We start from the raw sequence: 23,002 nt of genomic DNA on the forward strand, positions 1-23,002 counted from the left end.
CTCCCGCCGACGTCCAAACGAAGGCGCCTCGTGCCCTCATCGCGGCAGCTCCACGATCAGCAGGGTGCCCTCGCCGGGTTCGGACACAAGCTCGATCGTCCCGCCATGAGCTTCGACGAACCGCTTCGCGAGGGGCAGGCCGAGGCCCAGCGCACGCTCGCCGCTGCGCGAAGTGCCGGGCTGGGCGAAACGATCGAATGCCTTGGCGACTGCCTCCGGCGGCATCCCGGGTCCGTCGTCGGACACGATAACACGCGCCGCCTTCTCGCCGCCGTCGACATGGAGCAGCACCCGCCCCTTTTCGGGCGTGCCGGCGATGGCATGGCGCAGCAGATGCTCGACGACTTGCCGCAGCCGCCGCGCATCGCCGGTGACGACGCCGGCCGAACCCTGCACCTCGACTGCCAGATCGAGCTGCTTCGCCTTGGCGAGCGGGGCGATCGCCTCGGCCGCGGCGTGGGCGGTGAGTTCGAGATCGACCGGGCCCCGTTCGAGCGGGGCGCCTTCGTTCTGCGTCAGGTCGAGCACATCGTCGATCAACGCGCCGAGCCGCTCGACCGACACGAGGATCGCCTCGGCATATTCGCCGCCGCTTTCGCTCAGCGTGCCGGCATAGCCGCCGTGCAGCATCTCGGCGAAGCCCTTGATCGAAGTGAGCGGGGTGCGCAGCTCGTAGCTCATATTGGCCACGAAGGCGGTCTTCACTCGATCCGCGGCTTCGAGCGCCTCGTTGCGATCGCGCAGCGCGCGCTCGATGCGGTGCCGGTCGGTCGTGTCCACCATGGTGAATAGCGCGTTGCCGTCCGGCAGCGGCACTGCCGAGACTTCGAAGTGGCGGCCGTCCTTCATCGCAATGCTGCCGCCACGCTGCTGACGGTCCTTGGCGGCGGAGCGGATGAGATCGCCGATCATCTCGGCGCTGCCCGGCCGCACCAGGCGCGGTGCGGCGTCGCGCACCAGCGTCGGGATCTGGGGATGGCCGTCGAGGAACTCCTCTTCGAATCCCCAGACGGTGCGGAACTTGCGGTTCCAGAGCTGCAACCGCCCCTTCGCGAACACCGCGACTGCCTCCGTGAGGCTTTCCAGCGTGGCGGTGCGCACCTGCTGCATTTCGCCATGTTCGCGCTGCAACTCGAACTGCTGCGTGCGATCCTCGAAGATCAGCAGCAGCCCGCCCTCGGGCAGCGGCTGGGCGACGACGCGCAGATGCGTGCCGGAGATCGACCAGGTTTCCTCGACCGGATCGGCGCTGGTGAACCACTCGCGCCGCTCCGCCTTCCACGCCGGGAAGTCGCGGACGTCGGGCAGGCGATTGGTTTCGCGCATCCGCTCGAGCACGCGATCGAATTCGGGGCGGTCGGCGAGCCATTCGGGCTTCATCGCGAACATGCGGCGGAACGGCTGGTTGCAGAACGCGAGCGTTCGATCGGGCGCGAATTGCGCGACACCCGCCGAAAGCCGGTCGAGCATGGCGCGCTGGGCCTCGGCGAAACGGCGCATGCCGCCGCGCGCCTGCTCGAGCTCCTCGATATCGACCGCATAGCCGGCGACGCCGCCCGTCGGCAGCGGAATATCGTGCAGGCGCAGCATCCGGCGCGCGCCGTCGATCGTCGCCGGCATCGCGGCGGTCTGCGGCTCGCGCGTGTCGCGCGCGATCGCGGCGTTGGCGAGCGGACCGCCCAGCCCCGCGCCTTCTACGAGTTCAAGCCCCCGTTCGACCACATCCTCCGAATCGCGGCCTTCCACGGCGCGGACATAGGCCGTGTTGACCATCAACAGCCGCAGGTCCGATCCGCGGTACCACATCGGGATCGGCGCCGCCTCGATCAGCGCAGTCAGCGCGTCGAAGGCCGTCCGCAGCCGGCTCGCCTCGCGCTGCAGCCGCGTGATCTCGTTGCGGCTCTCGGTCGCGTCGAGAAACCAGAGCACGACGCCGCCAGGCGCGCGCACGGCATCGGGCGCACGCATGCCGACCACCACCAGCGCCCGATCCGAACCCTGCGCGGTGACCGTCAGGTGAAAGGGCCGCGCCGCCTTCTGCGCGGCGGCCACTTCGCGCGCGAGCGCCTCGGCCTGCTCGGCGGGAAGCCCGCTGTCGCCGACCGTGAGTTCGCTCAGGTCGCGCGGCAGATGCGCCAACCCCAGCCAGTCCGCCAGCCTGCGCGACAGCTCGAGCCGGCCATCGGCACGCACGATCATCGCCTGTGCGGGCGATCCGGCGACCAGCGCCTCCAGACGCGTTGCGCGATCGAGCTGATCGCGCGCCTCGCCGCGCGCGCGCAGCCCGGCGTACAGCGCCCAGGTCGCGACGACCACGAGCAGCGCCAGCACTGCGCCGGCAAGCGCCGCCGCACTCTGCGTGACTTCGATCAAGACGCGCCGCTCCGGCCCTTCATGTGCGGACCCTTAGGCCATCTTTGGCGCGGACGGGAAGCGGGTACGGCGCCGCAAACGCGAAGGGGCGCGCCTGCCATCGCAAGCGCGCCCCTTTTCGGCCGGTTTTTCTGACTTAGTAGCGATAGTGATCCGGCTTGTACGGCCCTTCGACCGGGACGCCGATATACGCCGCCTGCTTCTCGGAAAGCGTGGTGAGCTTCACGCCGAGCTTCTCGAGGTGCAGCGCCGCCACCTTCTCGTCGAGGTGCTTGGGCAGCACATAGACGTCGTTCTTGTACTGGTCGGTGTTCTGCCACAGCTCGATCTGCGCCAGCACCTGGTTGGTGAAGCTCGACGACATCACGAAGCTGGGATGGCCGGTAGCGCAGCCCAGGTTCACCAGCCGGCCCTTGGCGAGAACGATGATCTTGTTGCCCTCGGGGAACTCGACTTCGTCGACCTGCGGCTTGATCTCGGTCCACTTGTAGTTGCTGAGGCCCGAAATCTGGATCTCGCTGTCGAAGTGGCCGATGTTGCAGACGATCGCCATGTTCTTCATCGCCTTCATGTGATCGGCGGTGATCACGTCGGCGTTGCCGGTGGCGGTGACGAAGATGTCGGCGCGCTTCACCGCGTCTTCCATCGTCACGACCTCATAGCCTTCCATCGCCGCCTGCAGCGCGCAGATCGGATCGATCTCGGTCACGAGCACACGGGCACCGCCGTTGCGCAGCGAATCCGCCGAACCCTTGCCGACGTCGCCGAAGCCCGCGACGCACGCCACCTTGCCGGCGAGCATCACGTCGGTGGCGCGGCGGATCGCGTCGACCAGCGATTCCTTGCAGCCGTAGAGGTTATCGAACTTCGACTTGGTGACGCTGTCGTTGACGTTGATCGCCGGGAAGGGAAGCTTGCCGGCCTTCGACAGGTGATAGAGGCGGTGGACACCGGTGGTCGTCTCTTCGCTGACGCCCTTGATGTTCTTCACCGTCTCGGTGAGGTAGCCGGGACGCGCCTTGAGGAACGCCTTGAGCGCCCGCTGCATCTCGACTTCTTCCTCATTCTCGGGCTCGGGCAGCGCCTCGCCCGCTTCGACGCGCGCGCCCCACAGCGCGAACATCGTGGCATCGCCGCCGTCGTCGAGGATCATGTTGCAGGTTTCGTCGCCCCAATCGAAGATGCGGCCGACATAGTCCCAATAGTCCGCGATGCTCTCGCCCTTCACTGCGAACACCGGCACGCCGGTTTCGGCGATGGCGGCGGCGGCGTGATCCTGCGTCGAGAAGATGTTGCAGGTCGCCCAGCGGACCTGCGCACCGAGGGCGGTCAGCGTCTCGATCAGCACCGCGGTCTGAATCGTCATGTGGAGCGAGCCGACGATGCGCGCGCCCTTGAGCGGCTGCGACGCGCCGAACTCCTCGCGCAGCGCCATCAGACCGGGCATTTCGGTCTCGGCGATGTCGATCTCCTTGCGGCCCCAGGGCGCAAGCGAAATGTCCTTGATGACGGAATCCTTGGCGGGCGTCTCGGCGAGGGTAGCCACTCAAACTTCTCCTGACGGCATGTAAAAGGCTGCCGGGCGCGCGGCCCAGCGGTTCACTGCGCATCTAATGGCTGGCGGCGCGATTTGCAAATCGAATATAAAGATATCTTTATATCTGATCGGGAAGAAGGCGGCGCCCCTTTTTTCAGGCAGTGCCGGTGTCGGTGGTCAGCAGACGCGGGTCGATGCCGGCCGCGGCATAACCCTTTGCCCAGCGCTCGGCAGCGGGCACTTCGTAGAGCAGCGACGTCTCGGCATCCGTGTTGAACCAGCCATGGCGGGTCAGTTCCTCGTCGAGCTGCCCTTCCGTCCACCCTGCATAGCCGAGCGCCACCAGCCATTGCGACGGCCCCGCGCCTTCGGCGATCGCCCGCAGGACGTCGATGGTTCCCGAGAGTGCCCAGCGGCCGCCCACGTCGATCGTGTCCTGCCCGCCCCAGTCGGTGGAATGCAGGACGAAGCCGCGCCGCGGTTCGACGGGCCCGCCGAAATGGACGGGCGCGTCGGGTGCCGCGCCGGGATCGATCTCAAACTGCTCGAGAAGGTCGTGCAGGCCCAGCCCCTCGATCGTCTCGCCGATACCGATGCCGAGCGCGCCATCCGAGTCATGCGCGCAGACCGCGATCACGGCGCGCTCGAACCGAGAATCGCCGATCCCGGGCATCGCGAGCAGGAACTGGCCGGTCAGAAAGCGGGATATCTCCATGCAGACAGAACCATAGAGGTGCTGATCCGGCTCCGCCAGCGCTTGAAAAAGTGCCGCATACTGTCATGGGAGGCGGGAACCCACCTTCGCCATGAGGAGACAGGATATGACGATCGCCACCGGAGACCGCCTCCCCCAGACCACGCTCGTCAAGGTCACCGAAGCTGGCCCCGAGCAGGTATCGGTCGAAGAGTATTTCGGCGGCCGCAGAGTGGCGCTGTTTGCCGTCCCCGGCGCCTTCACGCCGACGTGTTCCGCGCGACACCTGCCGAGCTTCGTCGAAAAGGCCGACGCGCTGAAGGCGAAGGGAATCGACGAGATCGCGTGCACTTCGGTCAACGACGCCTTTGTCATGCAGGCGTGGGCCAAGGCCAATGAAGCCGGCGCCATCACCATGCTCGCCGACGGCAACGGCAACTTCGCCGAGGCAGTCGGCCTCACGATGGATGGCTCGGGCTTCGGCCTCGGCAAGCGGAGCCAGCGCTATGCGATGATCGTGAACGACGGCGTGGTCGAGCAGCTCCATGTCGAGGCGCCCGGCGAGTATCGGGTAAGTTCGGCCGACTATCTGCTCGAGCAGCTCTGAGCAGCGGAAGCACCGAACGACACGGACCGGCAGTGAAGCACGGCTCCTCCGGCGGAACCGCCGGACGGGGTCGTAGTTGATCCTTTTCAGGAATCAGCATCATTGCAGGGAGCTGTCGATGACCAAAGCCACCACGCCACCCGAGCCAGCACCGGCAACCAAGACGCCGGCCAGGAAGAAAACCGGCGAGCGCGCCGGGGAATTGATGGAGTCGGCACGCGAGCGCACCGAGGACGCAGTCGACGCGACGGTGAAGGCGGTGAAGAAAAAGCCGGTCGCGGCGGCAGCGATCGCCACCGGCGCCGCCGCTGCCGTGGCCGGAGCAGTCTATGGCGCCACGAAGCTGCGCAAAAAGGGCGACGAGAGCGCTGCGGCGGCGCCCAAGAAGCGCGCGGCGGCATCGAGCAAGACCGCAGCATCGAGCAAAACGGCCAAGTGATGCCCGCAGCAGCCGTGGCGATACGCTACGCCACGGCTTGCCAGGCTTTCGGCGCAGCGGTAGCGGCAGCGCATGACTGACGCCGCCGCCACCGTCGCCGAGCTCCAGCGGCTCTACCAGGCATCCGTCGATCGGCTTCGCGCCGCGCTCAACCGCTACATCGGGGAAGGAATTGCGCCCGATCCGCGAGCGCGGACCGATGGGTCGTTCGCCTATCCCGAGCTTCAGGTCCGCTATCGCGGTGCCGACAGCGTCGTCGCGCCCCCGTCGCGCTCGTTCGGCAGGCTGGTCGAACCCGGCGACTACCGGATCAGCGTCACGCGCCCCGATATGTTCGCCGATTATCTGGTCGAACAGCTCACGCTGCTCTCCGAAGACTATGACATCGAAGTCGAAGTTACCGCGGGCCGTCAGGAAATCCCGTTCGTCTATGTTCTCGATCGCGGCGAGGCGCTGAACCTGGACGCGGTTTCGGCGACCGATCTGGCACGGCACTTCCCCGCCACCGAACTGGCGCACATCGGCGACGAGATCGCCGATGGGCTATGGAACGACATGGGCGGCGCGCGGCCGCTCGCGCTGTTCGACGGCCTGCGCACCGATTTCTCGCTCGCGCGCCTGCGCCACTACACCGGCACGCCGCCGGAGCATGTCCAGCAATATATCCTGTTCACCAACTATCACCGTTATGTCGACGAGTTCGTGCGCTGGTCGTGCAGCCAGCTTGGCACCGACAGCGGCTATACCGCGGTTTCAGGACCGGGCGGGATCGTCATCGAAGCGGGCGACAACCCCGAGAAACTGCTCGAGGATTCGGCGTGGCGCCGCCACCAGATGCCCGCCTGGCACCTGATGGCCCCGGGCCGGACGGGCATCACATTGGTCAACATCGGCGTCGGACCGTCGAATGCGAAGACGATCTGCGATCATCTCGCCGTGCTACGGCCCGAAGCCTGGCTGATGATCGGCCACTGCGGGGGCCTGCGCCCCAGCCAGCGGATCGGCGACTATGTGCTCGCCCACGCCTATCTGCGCGACGACCATGTGCTCGACGACGTGCTGCCGCCCGAAATCCCGGTGCCGGCGATCGCCGAAGTCCAGCTTGCGCTCGCCCGCGCCGCGGAGACCGTTTCGGGTCAGCCGACCGAGGAGCTGAAGCGGCGCCTGCGCACCGGAACGATCGTGACAACCGACGATCGCAACTGGGAACTGCGCTTCAGCCGCTCGGCCCTGCGCTTCTCGCTGAGCCGCGCCGTCGGCATCGACATGGAGTCGGCAACGATCGCGGCCCAGGGCTTCCGCTTCCGCGTCCCCTATGGCACGCTGCTCTGCGTGTCGGACAAGCCGCTGCACGGCGAGATCAAGCTGCCGGGCCAGGCGAACCGCTTCTACGAGCGCGCGATCGGCGAGCATCTCAAGATCGGCGTCCAGACCGTGGAGGAGCTGCGCCGCGAAGGTCCCAAGCTTCATTCGCGCAAGCTGCGCGCGTTCAACGAGCCCCCCTTCCGCTGATCCGTTCCTAGCCTCCCGATCACGGGCGCCCTCGCCGCGACCGGAAACCTAGCCGGTCCCGTGCGTTGCCTTCACGAACCCGAAATTCGTGGAGAGAAGCCTCATGACCCCGACGCTCAAGCCGCTCGACCAGCAGACAATCGTCATCACCGGCGCATCCAGCGGGATCGGCCTCGCGACCGCTCGCCGCGCTGCGCGCGAAGGCGCCAATGTCGTGCTTGTCGCCCGCAACGAGGAAGCACTGCGCGAGGCGGTCGATTCGATCACCGTGCGCGGCGGCAAAGCCGTCCATATCGCGATCGACATTGCTGAAACCGACGCGCCAGAGCGCATCGGGCGCCGCGCCGAGGAAGCGTTCGGGGGTTTCGACACCTGGGTGAACGATGCCGCCGTCGCGATGTACGCCAAGCTGATGGACACCACGCTCGACGAGCAGCGCCGGGTCTTCGACGTCGGCTATTTCGGGCTGGTGAACGCCTCGCTGTACGCCGCGCGACGGCTCACCGAACGCGGCGGCGGCGCGCTCATCAACATCGGTTCGGTGCTGTCGGAGCGTTCGGTCCCGATCCAGGGCGCGTACAGTGCAATGAAGCACGCCGTACTTGGCTTCACCGAGGCGCTGCGGATGGAACTCGAGATCGACAAGGCCCCCGTGTCGGTCACGCTCATCAAGCCCAACGGCATCAACACGCCCTATCCCGAACACGCCCGCAACAAACTCGACAAGCCCGACCGCATTCCGCCGATCGTTTATGATCCCGAGCTCGCGGCGAAAGCGATCTGCTTCGCCGCCGCGCATCGCAAGCGCGACCTCACCGTCGGCGGCCAGGGCTATGTGCTCACCAAGATGGGCAATGCCATGCCGCGCACGATGGACCGAGTGATGGAGAAGTTCTTCGGCAAACCCGCCCAGACGATCGACACACTCCCCGAGCCGGGCGCCTCCGACAATCTCTACGAGCCGCGCGCCGACGGCCGCGAGCGATCGAACCAGGACATCTATGTCCGCAAGCAGAGCCTCGCGCTCGAAGCGCAGATGCGCCCGTGGACGGCGGCGGCCCTGATCGGCGGCGTGGGTGCTGCGGTGACGCTGGCGACGCTGAAGCTCACACGGTCGGGCCGGACCGACGGTGCAGAAGCGCATCAGGCGGACGGCACCGATTCCTCGCGCTCGTTCGGAGCGGGGATTGCGGACGAAGGCACCATCCCCGACCAGATGCCGAAGGACACACCGCGCGCGGAGCGCGAAACGCGCCCTGTCGGCAATTCCGCCTCGGCAACGGCTGGGATAGCCGACGAGAATTCGATTCCCGCCAGCTAAGCGCGGGAACGGTTCAACCGAGCGTCAGACAGCGGGGAGCGGAGCGCCGCTCCCCGCATGCGTTTGGGCTTACCAGCCTTCGATCTGGCCGGCGTTCTGCTCTTCGAGCCACTCCATCAGCGGCGCGAAATATTCGAGCATCGCTTCGCCCGAGATTTCACGCGTGCCGGTGAACGCTTCCAGCGCGTCCGGCCAGGGCTTGGACATCCCCATCTCCAGCATTGCGTTCAGCCGCTCGCCGACTTCCTCGTTGCCGTAGAAGGAACAGCGGTGAAGCGGACCGGTCCAGCCCGCCTGTTCGCAGGCCGCCTTGTAGAACTGGAACTGAAGCAGCCGCGCGAGGAAGTAGCGCGTGTAGGGCACGTTGGCCGGAATGTGATATTTCGCACCCGGATCAAAATTGGTCTCGTCGCGTGCGACCGGCGGCACGATACCCTGATACTGCAGCCGCAGCCCGTCCCAGGCGGACTGGTAATGCTCGGGACGGATCTGCCCCGAGAAGACACCCCAGCGCCATTTGTCGACCAGGAGACCGAAGGGCAGGAAGGCGACCTTGTCCATCGCCTGGCGCAGCAGGAGTCCAGTATCGCGCTCAGGACCGGGAACGCGCGCCTCATCGAGAAGCCCGATTTCGACGAGATAGTCGGGCGTGATCGACAGCGCGACCATGTCGCCGATCGCCTCGTGGAAGCCGTCGTTGGCGCCCGTGCGGTAGAGCAGTGGAAGTTCGTTGTAGGAGCGCTGATAATAATTGTGCCCGAGTTCGTGATGGATGGTGACGAAATCGTCCGAGTTCACCTTGATGCACATCTTGATCCGCAGATCGTCGACGTCGTCGAGGTTCCATGCCGATGCGTGGCACTGGACCTCGCGATCCTCGGGCTTCACGAACATCGAGCGTTCCCAAAAGGTCTCGGGCAGCGGCTCGAACCCGAGCGAGCTGAAGAAGGTCTCGCCCGTCTTCACCATCTTGAGCGCATCGTAGTTCTGAGTCTGGAGTAGCTCGCCGATGTCGTAGCCGAGATCGCCGCTGCCTTCGGGGGCGACGACGTCATAGATGTTGCCCCATTCCTGCGCCCACATATTGCCGAGCAGATCGGCGCGGATCGGACCGCTCGCCGCCTGCACATCGGCGCCGTAGCGCTCGCTCAGCTTGCGGCGGACATAGGTGTGCAGCGCCTGGTAGAGCGGCTTCACCTCGTTCCACAGCTGATCGGTGAGCTGGGCGAATTCCTCCGGCGGCATATCGTACACCGAGCGCCACATCGTGCCGACGTCGCGGAAGCCGAGTTCGCGCGCGCCTTCGTTCGCAATGCCGACCATCCGCTGATAGTCGTTGCGCATCGGCGAACCGACATTGTTGTGCCAGCTGGTCCAGAGCTCCTGCAAATCCTCGGGATCGCGGAGCGTGCCCATCGCCGCCTCGGCATCGTTGCCGCTGATCGGCTCGCCGTTCAGCGTTGCACGGCCGCGGCCGTAGAGCGACTGCATGCCCGTGGCGAGCTCGGACAGCGTAGTCGCCGCTCCGTCGCGGGTAGGCGCCGGGAGCGTAATCGCGCTGCGCAGGATATCGAGCATGCGGCGCGTATCGGGCGTGAGCCCCGCGACGTCCTGGAACTTCGCCGCCTCAAGCGCAAACTGCACCGCCATGCGCGTACCCTCTGCCTGGCTGTCGGCAGCGAGTGCGTCCGTGTCAGGAGTGATATAGGTGGCGTTGATCCACGCGATCCGCGAGGCGCGCAGATTGAAGTCGGCATATTCGCGCTGGACGCGCTCGACGAATGCCTCGGCGTCGGCGGCGGTCAGCGCCTCGGCCGACTGCGCCTGGTGCGACGGCTGATTGCGGTCCTGCGCCAGCGCAGGCGTGGCGAGAAACGCTGCAAGCGCGAGCAGCGACGTGCCGGTACGGATCATCATGTGCCTCGGACTGTGTCGGGTGATGGCCGCAGACTGCGCGCACAGGACGCCGTCGGTCAAGCGGTCAGGAAATCCGCGATCGCCTGCCCCAGTTCGGGTCGGGTCACTGCGCTCATGTGCGAACCCGGCACTTCGCGCAGCTCCGCGATCTGCAGCAGCTCGGCCAGTGCCGCGTGGCTGCCGTTGTCGCTGTCCTCGGCGCCGGCGAGAACGAGGACCGGCTGTTCGATCGCTTCGACCTGACCGCGATCGGTGTCGACGAAGGTGCCGAGCAGTTGCATCAGCGCCTCGGGATCGCCTCCGGTCGTCTTCAGGAATGCCTCGGCCAGCCACTCCGGCGTGCCGCGCGCATGCTGGCCGAGATTGGCGAGGATATTGCGGAAATGGCTCGCTCGGAGCTGGGTATCGAGGATGCCTTCCAGCCCCATGCCGGCGAGGATCACCCGGCGCGGTGCCGCGCCCTTCACCAGCATCCGCACGGTAGTGCGCGCGCCGAGCGAATAGCCGCCGAGATCATAGTCGCGCAGGTCGAGGTGGCGCAAAAGCGCCAGGCCGTCGAGCGCCGGCGCGTCCGGCGGATAGGCTTCGAGATCGTGCGGCGCCGCGCTGCTGCCGTGCGCGCGCAGATCGGGCATGATGACGCGAAAGCCCCGCGCCGCGATCGCTTCGGCATGGCCGTAGCGGATCCAGTTGGTCCAGGCGTTCGAGAACAGGCCATGGATCAGCACCACCGGCCTGCCCTCGCCGATCTCGTGCCACGCGATGCGCGCGCCATCGAAACTCTCGAAGAATTGGGGTTCGGTGACTAGCTCCGCCAAGAAACCTACTCCAGCGACGATCCTCCCGCGTCGGTAGGGGCGCAGCGCGCCTGTGTCGACCCGCAACGCCCTCGCCGCTTCCGGGTGGACGTTCCCCGTTTCCGCCTGGACCGCGTGAGTTGGTTGCACTTGCTGCGGCGCACAATGCAATTAGGTTGCAAGCTGGAATTAATGTCTATGCTTATTATATGCGCGTCATGACCGAAGCCCTGGGCTTTTCCCTCAGCGAGATTTCGCGGCTGATGCGCCGCCGGTTCGACGCGCGTGCGCGAGCGATCGGCGTTACGCGGCCGCAGTGGCACACGCTGGCGATGCTCTCGCGCCACGAGGGTGTAAACCAGGGCGGCCTCGCCGAGCTGATGGAAGTCGAGCCGATCACGGCCTGCCGCATGATCGACCGGCTGGAGGAAGCCGGGCTCGTCGAGCGGCGGCGCGATCCGAACGACCGCCGCGCCTGGCGCATCTATCTCACCGATGCGGCAAAGCCTCTCATCGAGCGCCTCCGCGCAATCGGCAACGAAGTCACCGAGCAGGCGCTCGCCGGCATCGGTGAAGACGATCGCGAGCGGCTGACTGCGCTACTCGCCGCCATTCGAACCAACCTCGTCCAGGACGACCAACAAGAGACTGCCGCCAATGGCTGATGCCGATCCCCAGGTCCAACCCGCGGCTGCGGAGGAAACCACGCTGGAGCCGCGCCGCAGGCGGCGATGGCTCCGCCCGCTGCTGCTGTTTGGGGTGCCGTTGCTCGCGCTCGGCGTGATCGGCTGGATCTGGGCGACATCCGGCGGGACCGTCTCCACCGACAATGCGCAGGTCGCACAGGACAAGGTGGCGGTATCGACCGAAGTTGCGGGGCGGATCGTTGAGGTCGCGGTGCGCGAAAACCAAGCGGTGGCCGCGGGCGACCTGCTGTTCCGCATCGACCCCGAGCCCTATCGCATCGCCGTCGAGCAGGCGAACGCCGCGATCGCCGACGCGCAGGTCCAGATCGCGACGCTGCGGACGAGCTACGAGGGCACCGGCGCCGATATCGAAGCGGCACGCGACCAGCTTCAGGCGGCGCAGGAAGATTATGAGCGCCAGGCGCAGTTGATGGATCGCGGCTTCACCACCACGGCGCGGCTCCAGCAGGCCGAGCATGCGGTCGAGCAGGCGCGCGCCGCCGTGCAGCGGGCGCAGGCCGACGCCGCCGAGGCGCGGGCGCGGATCGCGACCGGTGCTGCCGTTCCGGGCGAGAACCCGGCGATCGCCGCCGCCCGCGCGCGACGGCGGGAGGCGCAGCTCCAGCTCGCACGCACCGAGATTCGCGCACCGGTAGGCGGCGTCGTCTCGCAGGCCGACCGGCTGCAGGTGGGGCAGCAGCTGATGACCGGCCTGCCCGCGCTCACGATCGTCTCCAACGGCCGCTCGTGGATCGAGGCGAACTTCAAGGAGACCGATCTCGATCACATGCGGGTCGGCCAGCCGGCGACCGTGCGGTTCGATGCCTATCCGGGGCTCGAGCTGCGCGGTCACGTGGCATCGATCGGCGCGGGCACCGGATCCGAGTTCTCGGTTCTTCCCGCCCAGAACGCCAATGGCAATTGGGTGAAGGTGACCCAGCGCGTTCCGGTTCGCATCGCCCTCGACGAGGAAAGCCCGCGCCCGCTGATCGCCGGCATCTCCGCCGACGTGACGGTGAACGTGCGCGACTGATCCGCCATGGCCAGTGCCAGCCCTGCCCGCGGCGCCGCTGCCGCAACCCCGCGTCCGCAACCGGGAGTCGCCGCGCTCCCGGTGCGGAACCGCGCGCTTCTGACGATCGGCGTCATGTTGGCGACGATCATGCAGATCCTCGACACGACGATCGCCAATGTCGCGCTGCCGCACATGCAGACAGCACTGGGAGCCACTGCCGACACGGTCACCTGGGTACTGACGAGCTATATCGTCGCGACCGCCATCGCGATCCCGATCACCGGCTGGCTTTCGGACCGGATCGGATCGCGGAACCTGTTCCTGATCTCGATCGCGGGATTCATCGTCTCCTCGGCGCTGTGCGGGATGGCGACCAGCCTGCCCGAGATGGTCGCGTTTCGCATCCTCCAGGGGATTTCCGCGGCCTTCATGAACCCGCTGAGCCAGACGGTGATGCTCGACATCAATCCGCCCGAGCGGCAGGCCAAGGCGATGGCGATCTGGGGCATGGGCATCATGATCGGCCCGATCCTCGGCCCGGTGCTCGGCGGCTGGCTGACCGACAATTACAACTGGCGCTGGGTCTTCTACGTCAACCTGCCGCTCGGCGTGCTGTGCTTCGCGATCCTGTGGGTGCTCCTCCCCTCGCGGCCAATCCGAAAGCGACAGTTCGACCTTTTCGGCTTCGCACTGCTGGCGGTAGGCATTTCGGCGCTGCAGCTGATGCTCGATCGCGGCCAGGGCGAGGACTGGTTCCAGTCGACCGAGATCTGGATCGAGACGCTGGTGGCGGGCATCGCGCTCTGGATGTTCGCGGTCCATCTCGCCACCGGTCGCAACCCGATGTTCGACCGCGAGCTGTGGAAGAACCGAAACCTCGTGGCGGCGATCGGATTCATGATGGTGATCGGCGTCGTGATGATGGCGACCATGGCGCTCCTGCCGCCGATGCTCCAGACGCTCTACGGCTATCCGGTAATGGACACCGGGCTGCTGCTGATGCCGCGCGGTTTCGGCGTGGTGCTGACGATGGCCGTGGCGGCGCAGCTCCAGAGCAGGGGAGTCGATCCGCGGCTGATGATCGGCGCCGGCCTCGCGATCGCCGCCTATTCGCTGTGGGACATGACGCGCTGGACGCTCGACATGGGATCGGAGCTCATCATCCTTTCGGGCTTCATTCAAGGGCTCGGGCTGGGGCTCGTGTTCATGCCGCTCAACGGCATGGCCTTCGCGACGCTGCCGCCGCAGTTCCGCACCGAGGGATCGAGCCTGCTCAACCTCTCGCGCTCGATCGGCTCGTCGGTCGGCATATCGCTGGTGACGACGATCCTGGTGCGCAGCGGGCAGACGAGCCATGCCGCGCTCGGCGAGCATGTGACTCCCGAAGCGCTTGGCACCTTCGACCCGACCCTGCTCCAGGCGCTCGGCGGCACCGGAGACACGGCACTGGCGATGCTGAATGCCGAAGTCACGCGGCAGGCGATGATGATCGCCTATCTGAACGACTTCTGGGCGATGATGCTGCTGACCGCCGCATCGGTGCCGCTGGTGATCTTCCTGCGCCGGCCGAAGGGCGCTGCGATGGCCGCGGATCCGGCGGCCGCCGGGCACTGACACTCAGCACCGGACCAGCCCGGCGGCGAAAGGGCTGCAGGGGCTGCGGAACGATCAGTAGAGATCGGCCCGCAGCGCACCCATCGGATCAGGCCGCCTTCTGCAAGTGCCGCCGGCCGAGCAGTTCGGCGATCTGCACTGCGTTCAGCGCAGCGCCCTTGCGGAGATTGTCCGACACGCACCAGAGCGACAGGCCGTTGTCGACCGTGGGATCGTCGCGGACCCGGCTGACATAGGTCGCATATTCGCCGACGCACTCGACCGGCGTGACGTATCCGCCGTTCTCGCGCTTGTCGACGAGCATGACTCCCGGCGCCTCGCGCAGGATCTTCTGCGCCTGCTCGGCCGAAAGCTCGTCCTCGAACTCGATATTGATCGCTTCCGAATGGCCGACGAACACCGGCACGCGCACGCAGGTGGCGGTCACCTTGATCTTCGGATCGAGGATCTTCTTGGTTTCGACCACCATCTTCCATTCTTCCTTGGTCGAGCCGTCCTCGAGGAAGCTGTCGATGTGCGGGATCACGTTGAACGCGATCTGCTTGGTGAACTTCTCCGGCTCGGCGGTGTCGCCGACGAAGATGTTGCGGCTCTGGGTGAACAGCTCGTCCATCCCGGCCTTCCCTGCGCCCGAAACCGACTGATAGGTCGCGACGACGACGCGCTTGATCTTCGCCGCGTCGTGCAGCGGCTTGAGCGCGACGACCATCTGCGCAGTCGAGCAGTTGGGATTGGCGATGATGTTGCGCGCCTTGTAGCCGTCGATCGCCTCGGGGTTCACTTCGGGCACGATCAGCGGAACGTCCGGATCCATGCGGTAGAGCGAGGCATTGTCGATCACGGTGCAGCCCGCCGCGGCGAATTTGGGCGCATAGGTCTTGCTGCCGTCAGACCCGATCGCGAACAGCGCCATGTCCCAGCCGGCGGGATCGAAATGCTCGATGTTCTGGACCTTGAGCTTCTTGCCGGTCTCGCCGAACTCGACTTCGTCGCCCTGGCTGCGCGCGGAGGCGAGCACGGCGATCTCGTCGATCGGAAATTCCCGCTCGGCGAGGATGTTCAGCATTTCACGGCCGACGTTGCCCGTCGCGCCGGCGACCACGATGCGGTAGCCCATTCCGGTCCTTCCAATATTCGTTTTCCCCGCCCCCGGGGCGCGGATGCCCGCTACTTAAGTTGCGCGGGCCGGATTGAAAGAGAGATTTCCTTTCCCGCTCGCCAATCGGCGGCACCACCGGCGAGACTCTTGCCGCGAGGCGAAACCGCGGTTTTCCGTCGAAGGTCGCACTAAAGTCGCACCTCAACGCGCATGCGCGCCCCCGCGCGCATGCGACGGCAGGATGCGGCCGCCGAGCGGGGGAACGATGCGGCTTTCTGGAATGGATGCGCGTGGCACAGTCTGTCCTCCATCGATCGGGGACTCCTCCGATATGCCAGGCGGGGCCTTGTAGGACAGCGAAAAAAGCGCGGAGCGGAACGGCACGGGGGCGTGCCGCCGCAAGCGAGCAGGGGCGCGCATGCCGCGCCCCTACCCTTGCCGCATCAATCGGCGATCACTCCTCGCCGTCGTCCGCGATGCTGCGATCGAGGAAGTCGAGGATGGTGTTCCACAGATGGACGCTCACCCCCGGGCCGCCGACACGGTGAGTGTGGCCGGGATAGAGCATCAGTTCGAACGGCACGCCCGCCGCCTGCATCCGCGCCATCATGACGGTGGAATGTTCGAGCACGACATTGTCGTCGGCCATGCCGTGGATCAGCAGCAGCGGATCGGAGATGCGAGTCGCATTCTCGACCGTGTTCGAAGCGACATAGGCTTCGGGCACCTCGCGTGGATCGCCCATGTAGCGCTCGGTATAATGGGTGTCGTACAGCTCCCATTTGCTGACCGGCGCGCCCGACACGCCCGCGGCGAAGGTGCCGGGAGCTTCCTCGAGCATCTTGAGCGTCATATAGCCGCCATAGGACCAGCCATAGGTGGTGATCGCGTCGGGATCGACGAAATCGAGCGTCTTGAGATATTCGGCGCCGGCGATCTGATCCTCGACCTCGACCGTGCCCATTGCGCGGTAGATCGCGTCCTCGAATTCCTTGCCCCGATTGGCCGAGCCGCGATTGTCGATCTGGAACCAGATATAGCCGCGATCGACCAGATATTGCTGGAGCGTACCGCCCCAGGCGCGCGTGACCGTTTGTGCGCCCGGGCCGCCATAATGCTGGAAGAAGACCGGATAGCGTTTGCCGGGCTCGAGCTCGGGGGTGATCATCTCCCAATGGAGCGTCTGCCCGCCGGGGCCGGTGATCGTGCCGAACCGCTTCTCGCGATGGCTCGGCAGATACGAGTGATAGGGGTGCTCGGGATTGTCGACGTCATTCTCCTCGATCCAGCTCAGGCGCTGGCCCGAGGCATCGGCGAGATAGACCTGCTGCGGCTGCCCGGTGTTCGAGCGCGAGACGATGATCCGGCTGGCCGACTGGTCCATCGACGCCGAATTCCACCAGCCGGTTTCGGTGAGGCGAGTCACGGCGTTCGGCTGGGCGATATCGACCGTGTAGAGATGCCGTTCGAGCACGCCATCCTTGTTGGCGAGGAAATAGATGCGGCCACGCTGCTCGTCGATGCCGGCGACATAGGCGACTTCCCAATCGCCGCTGGTGAGCTGGGTCCAGTTGCCGTCGCTCCAGCGATAGAGATGGCCGTGGCCGTCGCGTTCGGACCACCAGATCAGGCTGCCGTCGTCCATCGGGTGGAGCGCGTCGTGCAGATTGACCCAGCTGCGCGCGCCCGCCCGCTCGGTGAACAGGACGGTCGAGGCGCCGGTCTGCGGATCGACGCGCAGCACGTCGAGCTCGGTCTGGGCGCGGTTCTGGCGCTGGACGAGGAGCGCCGAACCGTCGGGAGTCCAATCTACGCGGGCGAGATAGATATCGGGGTTCGTGCCGAGATCGACCTTGACCCGACCCGAGCCGTCAGGGCGCATCACATAGAGTTCGACGAGGACATTGTCGGTGCCCGCCTTGGGATAGCGCTGATCATAGACGCGGGTGCCCTCGGCGCCGATCGCCGAGCGCGTGACGACTTCGACAGGGCTTTCGTCGAACCGCTGGACGGCGATCAGCCGATCGTTCGGCGACCACCAATAGCCGGTGCTGCGGCCCATTTCCTCCTGCGCGACGAACTCCGCCTCGCCGAAATGGATCATGCCGCCGCCGCCTTCGGTGACCTGGCGCTCGGCCCCGGTCGCCAGATCGACGACGACGAGATTCTGGTCGCGCACGAAGCTGACATAGCCGCCGCCGGGGCTGATGACCGGATTGAGCTCGCTCGCTTCGGTCTCGGTCAGGCGGCGGACGCTGCCGTCGAGCGCCGCGAGATAGAGATCGCCGTCGAGCGGGACGAGGATGTTCTGGCCGTCGGGCGCCCAATCATAGGCAACGATGCCCTTCACGCCGCCGATGCGGGCGCGCTCGCGCTGCATCCGCTCTTCCTCCGACAGCGCGGCGCCGGTGCCGACCCGCTCGGAATCGACCAGCATCCGCCACTCGCCCGAGGCGGTGTCCATCGCCCACAGATCGTACCGCTCGCGCTCGTCGGCGCGATTGCGCAGCACGGTGACGAATTTTCCGTCCGGCGAGAGGCGCAGCGCACGCGGCGTCGAGCCCGCCAGATCGGGGCTGCCGAACACCCGCTCGAGCGTCAGCGCCGGGGGCGACGGGGCCTCCGGCTCATGCTGCGCCATGGCGGCGCCTCCCGATGCGAGCAACGCGAGCCCGACCGCCCATTTCAACATCCGTCCTCTCCGACAAAAGTTCGCCCGCGAACGCGGGGCAGAGCAGGGTTATGTCGGCGCGACGCGGCTCCGTAAAGGGTGCGGGCCGAGGGCTTTCGCCATACCGGCTTTTGCAGTTTCGCGACGGAACGCTATGGGGAGCCGGGGGTTCTCCCCGCGAGCGCGCACCCGCGCGGGTCACCCAGACCAACCCGAATCAGAAAAAAAGCAGAGAGTCGCATCGCTATGTCCGTTCGTGTTTCCCTCCCGCTGCTCGCGGGAACGATCCTCGCCGCGTCGTTCGCCCTGCCCGGCACCGCGCAGGCGCAGGCCTTCTATCTTCAGGAACAATCGGCAAAGGCCGCCGGCCGCGCCTTTTCGGGCGAAGCCGCCGATCGCGGCGCCGCATCGCTGTGGTGGAACCCGGCCGCCAGCGCCGGCATCGCCTCGGCCGAAGCGACCGCCAGCGCCAGCCTGATCCTGCCCGCGGGCGAAGTGGTGAATACCGGCACGGTGATCGTGCGCCCCGGCCAGCCCCCCGCTTCTGTCGGCGGCATTCCGGTTTCGACCAACCCGATCGAGGACGGCCTGCTGCCGAGCGGTTCGATCGCGGTTCCGCTGAGCGATCGGTTCTCGGTCGGCCTGACCGTCGCCTCGCCGTTCAGCTTCACCACCGACTATTCGGACGACAGCTGGGCGCGCTACACCGCCGATCGCACGCGGCTGCGCACCTATGACATCCAGCCTTCGATCGCATTCGCCGCGACGCCGTGGCTGCGCGTGGGCGCGGCGCTGAACGTCGAATATGCCGAGGCCACGCTTTCGAACGCGCTGCCCAACCTTTCGGCGGCGCTGCCCGACGGATCGCAGACGCTTCAGGGCGAAGGCTGGGATTTCGGCTGGACCGCGGGCGCGCAGGTCGACATCGGCCGGCTGACGATCGGCGGCGCCTATAAGTCGAAGGTCGAGCACACGCTGGAAGGCAGCATCACGACCAGCGGCCTGCTCGGCCCGCTCGCGGCGCAGAACGTCGAGATCGAAGGCGTCGAGGCGCGCTTCAGCACGCCGTGGCAGGCGATCGGCAGCGTTCGGCTGGCCGCGACCGATCGGCTGACGCTCAGCGCCCAGGTGATCCGCTATGGCTGGAGCGAGTTCGACGCGATCCGCCTCGGCGAACCGCTGAACACCGCGATCCCCGAGAACTACAAGGACAGCTGGAGCTTTGCCGGCGGCGTCGAGCTTGCGGCGAGCGACGCGATCACGCTGCGCGCCGGAGTGCAGCACGCCGAAACGCCGACCCGCGACGGCGAGCGCGACGCGCGCGTGCCGGATTCGGATCGCTGGAACTTCGCGACCGGCGCCAGCATCGGCGTGAGCGAGCGCTTCACGCTCGATGTGGCCGCCAACTATGTCGCGTTCGACGACACGACGATCGACCGGACGACCGCCGCCTATCCGGGCACCGCGGTCCAGACGCCGATCCTGGTCGACGGCCGGCTGCGCGACGCCAATGCGGTGGTGCTCTCGCTGGGCGGGCGCTTCACCTTCTGATCCTGTGGGCGCAGCCGGATGGCTAACGGAATTTCACCGTAAGGTCAGACGTTTGCTTAACGTCGTTTGCCGGGAGCCGGCATCCGGCTGCGCCGTTCTTCCAGTGTAGACTTGCTGGAGGAACCGATGTCGAAGATGCACGATACCGCCAAGCTGGACGATCTGATCGTCACCACGATCGACAGCGTCCGCGGCTATGAATATTCGGCCGAGCACGCCGAGGCCGGGCGCCACGCGACCTTCTTCGCCGAAATGGCCGAGGAGCGGCTCGCGGTGGTCGACCGGCTGCAACGTGCCAGCCATGCGCTGGGCGGGACACCCGCCGACTATGGATCGGTGGCCGGGACGGTGCACCGCCGGATCGAGGCGCTGCGGCGCGTACTGGGCGGTGACGATGCGGCGCTGCTCTCGGAGATCGAGCGCGGCGAGGATTATCTCAAGGAAGAGTTCGAGCGCGCGCTGGACGATGCGCATGTCTCGGACGTGACGCGCGACATCATCCGCGACTGCTATGCCTCGGTACGGCGCGGGCATGACCGGGCCCGCGCGCTGCGCGAGATCGAGCGCGCGGCCTGAGCCGCTCCGCCCCTCCAGACGCAAACGGGGCGCGGAAGCCCTTGCCTCCGCGCCCCGCCGTATCGGATCGGTCCGGGCCTATTCCGCCGCTTCGACGGTCTTGCTCGGGCGCGGGTCGCGGCGCTCGGCGATACGCGCCGCCTTGCCGGTGCGGCCGCGCAGATAATAGAGCTTCGCGCGACGCACGACGCCGCGGCGCACCACCTCGATCGACTCGACGTTGGGCGAATAGAGCGGGAAGACGCGCTCGACACCCTCGCCGAAGCTGATCTTGCGGACAGTGAAGCTGGAGCCCATGCCCTTGTTGGCGCGGGCGATGCAGACGCCTTCGAAATTCTGGACGCGGGTGCGCTCGCCCTCGACCACCTTCACGCCGACGCGCAGCGTGTCGCCCGGGCGGAATTCCGGAATCGCCTTGGATTCGGTGAACTTCTTGATCTGCTCGGCTTCGATCGTCTGGATGAGGTTCATCTCATTTGGTCCCATTCTCGTGCCGCGCGCCAGAGGGAGGTCGGGCCCGAGCGCCCTCGTGGCGCTCCCAAAGGTCCGGCCTCCGTAGCCGTGTATCGCTCTCGGCGCTGGCGCGTCGCCATGCCTCGATCCTCGCATGATCCCCCGATCGCAGCACTTCGGGGATCGTGCGCCCTTCCCAGTCGACAGGTCGGGTATATTGCGGATATTCGAGCAGCCCCGTTTCGAAGCTCTCGTCCATGCCGCTTGAAGCCGCGCCCATTACTCCCGGAAGCAGGCGAATGCAAGCGTCGAGCAGCACCAGCGCCGCCATTTCGCCGCCCGACAGGATATAGTCGCCGATCGACACCTGCTCGACCTGGCGGCCCTCGAAAATCCGCTCGTCGAACCCTTCGAAGCGTCCGCAAAGGACCGTGACGCCGGGCCCCTCCGCCAGCGACCGGACCCGCGCCTGATCGAGCGGACGGCCGCGCGGGGTCATCGCGAGCACGGGGGCGTCCGGCTGCCGTTCGCGCGCGTGATCGACCGCCGCGGCGAGGACATCGGCACGCAGCACCATCCCCGCCCCGCCCCCCGCGGGCGTATCGTCGACCGAGCGGTGCCTGTCGGTGGCGAAGTCGCGGATCTGAACGGTATCGAGCGACCAGGCCCCCTCGCGCAGTGCGCGACCGGCGAGCGACGCCCCGAGCGGGCCGGGAAACATCTCCGGATAGAGCGTCAATACGGTCGCGGCGAAGGGCACGTCAGGTCCAGTCCTCGATGCGCAGCCCCGCCACGTTGCGGAAGTCGCGCAGATTGTGAGTCACCAGCGTGGCGCCGAGCGACAGCGCGTGCGCGGCGATCAGCCGGTCGAGCCGCCCGCGCGCCGCGCGCGCCGCCGGAAAGGAACGCGCCGCAGCCGCATCGAACACCAGCAGGGGCACGCTTTCGAGCAAGCGATCGAGCGACGCAAGCGCCGCCTCGCCCCGCCGCGCACTGCCCTCCATCAGCTCGGCGAGGCTGATCGCCGAAACGGCGATGCTGCCGGCGGGGGCCCGCGCGATCCGCAGCGCCAGCCGCGCCGCGTCGCCGCGGAGCAGCCGGATGCAGATGTCGCTGTCGAGCAGATGGCGCGGCGCAGGTTCCATTCGCCCGCCGATAGCATCGGCCGAGGGAACCTGTCGCCCGCCACGCGCGCTACGCCACCGCATGGACGATTGCATCATCATCGGAGCGGGACCGGCGGGGCTGACGGCGGCGATCTATCTCGCGCGCTTCCATCTCGACATCCGCCTGTTCGATTGCGGGACCAGCCGCGCGGCGCTGATTCCGCAAACGCACAACCATGCCGGCTTCCCGCAGGGGATCTCGGGCACCGACCTGCTGGCGCGGATGCTGGAACAGGCGCAACGCTATGGCGCCGCGCGCGAGCTTGCCCGGGTGACGGCGGTTCAGCCGGAGGAAGACGGCTTTCGCGTCGAAGTGGAGGGGCAGCGCTATCGCGCCCGATCGGTGCTGCTCGCGACCGGAGTCATCAACAACCGGCCGCCGGGCATGGCCGACGATCTGCACGCGCTGGCACTCTCACGCGGTCTGCTGCGCTATTGCCCGATCTGCGACGGCTATGAAGCAACCGACCAGCGGATCGGCGTGATCGGCAGCGGCGGGCACGGCATGCGCGAGGCGATTTTCCTGCGCGGCTACAGCAGGGACGTGACGCTGATCGCACCCGAGGCCGAGCATGACCTCGATTCCGACTGCCAGGCGGCGCTCGACGCAGCAGGGGTCGCGCGTATCGACGGCCCCTGCGGCGGCTATGGCATCGAGGACGGGCGGATCGCGCTCGACACCGCCAGGGGCAGGATGACGTTCGACACGATGTATCCGGCGCTGGGATCGCGGATCCGATCCGAACTGGCGATCGCCGCCGGTGCGCGCGGCGACGACAGCGGCTGCCTGGAGGTCGACGATCACCAGCGCACGTCGATCCCCGGCCTCTTCGCGGCGGGCGATGTGGTGAAGGGCCTCGACCAGATCAGCCACGCGATGGGCGAAGGCGGCGTCGCAGCGACAACGATCCGCAACATGCTCGCGGAACAGCGGCCCTTGCGGCGCTAGGAAAGCGGCTGAAGGCGAGCGGCGG

20 protein-coding genes are annotated in these 23,002 nt (G+C 67.1%); 10 read left to right on the forward strand and 10 right to left on the reverse strand.

Going from position 1 to position 23,002, the window contains the following annotated elements; all coding sequences use genetic code 11:
* Positions 1-36: 36 nt before the first annotated feature.
* The 3 genes from ACQ450_RS04535 to ACQ450_RS04545 form a co-directional block, all read right to left on the reverse strand.
* Positions 37-2,373: an ATP-binding protein gene (locus ACQ450_RS04535; protein ID WP_431470684.1), complete on the reverse strand. Its 2,337-nt coding sequence runs from the start codon at positions 2,371-2,373 to the stop codon at positions 37-39.
* 136 nt (positions 2,374-2,509) lie between these two features.
* Positions 2,510-3,919: an adenosylhomocysteinase gene (ahcY, locus tag ACQ450_RS04540; protein ID WP_188055482.1), complete on the reverse strand. Its 1,410-nt coding sequence runs from the start codon at positions 3,917-3,919 to the stop codon at positions 2,510-2,512.
* Between the two features lie 145 nt (positions 3,920-4,064).
* Complete coding sequence (locus ACQ450_RS04545) at positions 4,065-4,625, reverse strand: YqgE/AlgH family protein (protein WP_431470685.1); 561 nt, start codon at positions 4,623-4,625, stop codon at positions 4,065-4,067.
* A gap of 106 nt (positions 4,626-4,731) precedes the next feature.
* On the opposite strand from ACQ450_RS04545, the gene ACQ450_RS04550 reads away from it, so the two are divergent.
* The 4 genes from ACQ450_RS04550 to ACQ450_RS04565 all read left to right on the forward strand — a co-directional run bounded on the left by ACQ450_RS04550 (position 4,732) and on the right by ACQ450_RS04565 (position 8,483).
* Positions 4,732-5,211, forward strand: coding sequence for a peroxiredoxin (locus ACQ450_RS04550; RefSeq protein WP_431470686.1), 480 nt, complete (start codon positions 4,732-4,734; stop codon positions 5,209-5,211).
* Between the two features lie 118 nt (positions 5,212-5,329).
* The gene (locus ACQ450_RS04555; protein ID WP_431470687.1) at positions 5,330-5,650 is read left to right on the forward strand and encodes a hypothetical protein; all 321 of its coding nucleotides are present in this window, start codon (positions 5,330-5,332) and stop codon (positions 5,648-5,650) included.
* Positions 5,651-5,722: 72 nt separating this feature from the next.
* On the forward strand, positions 5,723-7,162 hold the full coding sequence (locus ACQ450_RS04560; protein ID WP_431470688.1) for an AMP nucleosidase: 1,440 nt from the start codon (positions 5,723-5,725) through the stop codon (positions 7,160-7,162).
* A 103-nt stretch (positions 7,163-7,265) separates the two neighbouring features.
* Positions 7,266-8,483 carry an SDR family oxidoreductase gene (locus ACQ450_RS04565; RefSeq protein WP_431470689.1) on the forward strand — a complete coding sequence of 406 codons (1,218 nt, stop codon included), beginning with the start codon at positions 7,266-7,268 and terminating at the stop codon, positions 8,481-8,483.
* A gap of 69 nt (positions 8,484-8,552) precedes the next feature.
* Here the strand turns inward: ACQ450_RS04565 and ACQ450_RS04570 are convergent, their stop codons facing one another.
* Positions 8,553-10,397, reverse strand: coding sequence for a M2 family metallopeptidase (locus tag ACQ450_RS04570; RefSeq protein ID WP_431471161.1), 1,845 nt, complete (start codon positions 10,395-10,397; stop codon positions 8,553-8,555).
* Positions 10,398-10,456: 59 nt separating this feature from the next.
* Complete coding sequence (locus ACQ450_RS04575; protein WP_431470690.1) at positions 10,457-11,218, reverse strand: alpha/beta fold hydrolase; 762 nt, start codon at positions 11,216-11,218, stop codon at positions 10,457-10,459.
* 197 nt (positions 11,219-11,415) lie between these two features.
* Here ACQ450_RS04575 and ACQ450_RS04580 point away from each other — a divergent pair, with 197 nt between their 5' ends.
* From ACQ450_RS04580 to ACQ450_RS04590, 3 genes are read left to right on the forward strand one after another with little or no spacing between them, the layout of a single operon-like run.
* Complete coding sequence (locus ACQ450_RS04580) at positions 11,416-11,862, forward strand: MarR family winged helix-turn-helix transcriptional regulator (RefSeq protein WP_188055493.1); 447 nt, start codon at positions 11,416-11,418, stop codon at positions 11,860-11,862.
* The gene (locus ACQ450_RS04585; protein ID WP_431470691.1) at positions 11,855-12,916 is read left to right on the forward strand and encodes an HlyD family secretion protein; all 1,062 of its coding nucleotides are present in this window, start codon (positions 11,855-11,857) and stop codon (positions 12,914-12,916) included. Before ACQ450_RS04580 ends, ACQ450_RS04585 begins: the two co-directional genes overlap by 8 nt.
* Before the next feature lie 6 nt (positions 12,917-12,922).
* The gene (locus tag ACQ450_RS04590; protein WP_431470692.1) at positions 12,923-14,512 is read left to right on the forward strand and encodes a DHA2 family efflux MFS transporter permease subunit; all 1,590 of its coding nucleotides are present in this window, start codon (positions 12,923-12,925) and stop codon (positions 14,510-14,512) included.
* Between the two features lie 88 nt (positions 14,513-14,600).
* On the opposite strand, the gene ACQ450_RS04595 is transcribed toward ACQ450_RS04590, so the two are convergent.
* Both ACQ450_RS04595 and ACQ450_RS04600 read right to left on the reverse strand, forming a co-directional pair.
* Positions 14,601-15,629, reverse strand: coding sequence for an aspartate-semialdehyde dehydrogenase (locus ACQ450_RS04595; RefSeq protein WP_431470693.1), 1,029 nt, complete (start codon positions 15,627-15,629; stop codon positions 14,601-14,603).
* Positions 15,630-16,065: 436 nt separating this feature from the next.
* Positions 16,066-18,303 (reverse strand): DPP IV N-terminal domain-containing protein, encoded by a 2,238-nt coding sequence (locus tag ACQ450_RS04600; RefSeq protein WP_431470694.1) that lies wholly within the window; start codon positions 18,301-18,303, stop codon positions 16,066-16,068.
* A 225-nt stretch (positions 18,304-18,528) separates the two neighbouring features.
* On the opposite strand from ACQ450_RS04600, the gene ACQ450_RS04605 reads away from it, so the two are divergent.
* Both ACQ450_RS04605 and ACQ450_RS04610 read left to right on the forward strand, forming a co-directional pair.
* Positions 18,529-19,833, forward strand: a complete 1,305-nt coding sequence (locus ACQ450_RS04605) for an OmpP1/FadL family transporter (protein WP_431470695.1) — start codon at positions 18,529-18,531, stop codon at positions 19,831-19,833.
* A 126-nt stretch (positions 19,834-19,959) separates the two neighbouring features.
* Positions 19,960-20,409, forward strand: a complete 450-nt coding sequence (locus ACQ450_RS04610; RefSeq protein WP_431470696.1) for a PA2169 family four-helix-bundle protein — start codon at positions 19,960-19,962, stop codon at positions 20,407-20,409.
* A 78-nt stretch (positions 20,410-20,487) separates the two neighbouring features.
* Here ACQ450_RS04610 and rplS read toward each other — a convergent pair whose 3' ends face one another.
* Genes rplS through ACQ450_RS04625 form a run of 3 tightly spaced genes read right to left on the reverse strand, consistent with a single transcriptional unit; the run spans position 20,488 to position 22,007 of the window.
* The gene (gene rplS, locus ACQ450_RS04615; RefSeq protein ID WP_188055506.1) at positions 20,488-20,880 is read right to left on the reverse strand and encodes a 50S ribosomal protein L19; all 393 of its coding nucleotides are present in this window, start codon (positions 20,878-20,880) and stop codon (positions 20,488-20,490) included.
* A gap of 1 nt (position 20,881) precedes the next feature.
* Positions 20,882-21,622: a tRNA (guanosine(37)-N1)-methyltransferase TrmD gene (gene trmD / locus ACQ450_RS04620; RefSeq protein ID WP_431470697.1), complete on the reverse strand. Its 741-nt coding sequence runs from the start codon at positions 21,620-21,622 to the stop codon at positions 20,882-20,884.
* 1 nt (position 21,623) lies between these two features.
* Entirely contained in the window at positions 21,624-22,007 is a 384-nt protein-coding gene (locus tag ACQ450_RS04625; RefSeq protein ID WP_431470698.1) for a type II toxin-antitoxin system VapC family toxin, read from the reverse strand.
* Positions 22,008-22,068: 61 nt separating this feature from the next.
* On the opposite strand from ACQ450_RS04625, the gene ACQ450_RS04630 reads away from it, so the two are divergent.
* Positions 22,069-22,977 carry an NAD(P)/FAD-dependent oxidoreductase gene (locus tag ACQ450_RS04630; RefSeq protein WP_431470699.1) on the forward strand — a complete coding sequence of 303 codons (909 nt, stop codon included), beginning with the start codon at positions 22,069-22,071 and terminating at the stop codon, positions 22,975-22,977.
* Positions 22,978-23,002: the final 25 nt, after the last annotated feature.

The organism is Sphingosinithalassobacter sp. LHW66-3, assembly GCF_050703275.1.
Classification (GTDB): domain Bacteria; phylum Pseudomonadota; class Alphaproteobacteria; order Sphingomonadales; family Sphingomonadaceae; genus Sphingomonas.

Bases quoted from the DNA above. Each gene is read 5' to 3' on its own strand.
- ACQ450_RS04545 (WP_431470685.1), bottom strand. From the start codon at position 4,625: ATGGAGATATCCCGCTTTCTGACCGGCCAGTTCCTGCTCGCGATGCCC.
- ACQ450_RS04550 (WP_431470686.1), top strand. From the start codon at position 4,732: ATGACGATCGCCACCGGAGACCGCCTCCCCCAGACCACGCTCGTCAAG.
- ACQ450_RS04555 (WP_431470687.1), top strand. From the start codon at position 5,330: ATGACCAAAGCCACCACGCCACCCGAGCCAGCACCGGCAACCAAGACG.
- ACQ450_RS04560 (WP_431470688.1), top strand. From the start codon at position 5,723: ATGACTGACGCCGCCGCCACCGTCGCCGAGCTCCAGCGGCTCTACCAG.
- ACQ450_RS04565 (WP_431470689.1), top strand. From the start codon at position 7,266: ATGACCCCGACGCTCAAGCCGCTCGACCAGCAGACAATCGTCATCACC.
- ACQ450_RS04570 (WP_431471161.1), bottom strand. From the start codon at position 10,397: ATGATCCGTACCGGCACGTCGCTGCTCGCGCTTGCAGCGTTTCTCGCC.
- ACQ450_RS04580 (WP_188055493.1), top strand. From the start codon at position 11,416: ATGACCGAAGCCCTGGGCTTTTCCCTCAGCGAGATTTCGCGGCTGATG.
- ACQ450_RS04585 (WP_431470691.1), top strand. From the start codon at position 11,855: ATGGCTGATGCCGATCCCCAGGTCCAACCCGCGGCTGCGGAGGAAACC.
- ACQ450_RS04590 (WP_431470692.1), top strand. From the start codon at position 12,923: ATGGCCAGTGCCAGCCCTGCCCGCGGCGCCGCTGCCGCAACCCCGCGT.
- ACQ450_RS04595 (WP_431470693.1), bottom strand. From the start codon at position 15,629: ATGGGCTACCGCATCGTGGTCGCCGGCGCGACGGGCAACGTCGGCCGT.
- ACQ450_RS04600 (WP_431470694.1), bottom strand. From the start codon at position 18,303: ATGTTGAAATGGGCGGTCGGGCTCGCGTTGCTCGCATCGGGAGGCGCC.
- ACQ450_RS04605 (WP_431470695.1), top strand. From the start codon at position 18,529: ATGTCCGTTCGTGTTTCCCTCCCGCTGCTCGCGGGAACGATCCTCGCC.
- ACQ450_RS04610 (WP_431470696.1), top strand. From the start codon at position 19,960: ATGTCGAAGATGCACGATACCGCCAAGCTGGACGATCTGATCGTCACC.
- rplS (WP_188055506.1), bottom strand. From the start codon at position 20,880: ATGAACCTCATCCAGACGATCGAAGCCGAGCAGATCAAGAAGTTCACC.
- ACQ450_RS04625 (WP_431470698.1), bottom strand. From the start codon at position 22,007: ATGGAACCTGCGCCGCGCCATCTGCTCGACAGCGACATCTGCATCCGG.
- ACQ450_RS04630 (WP_431470699.1), top strand. From the start codon at position 22,069: ATGGACGATTGCATCATCATCGGAGCGGGACCGGCGGGGCTGACGGCG.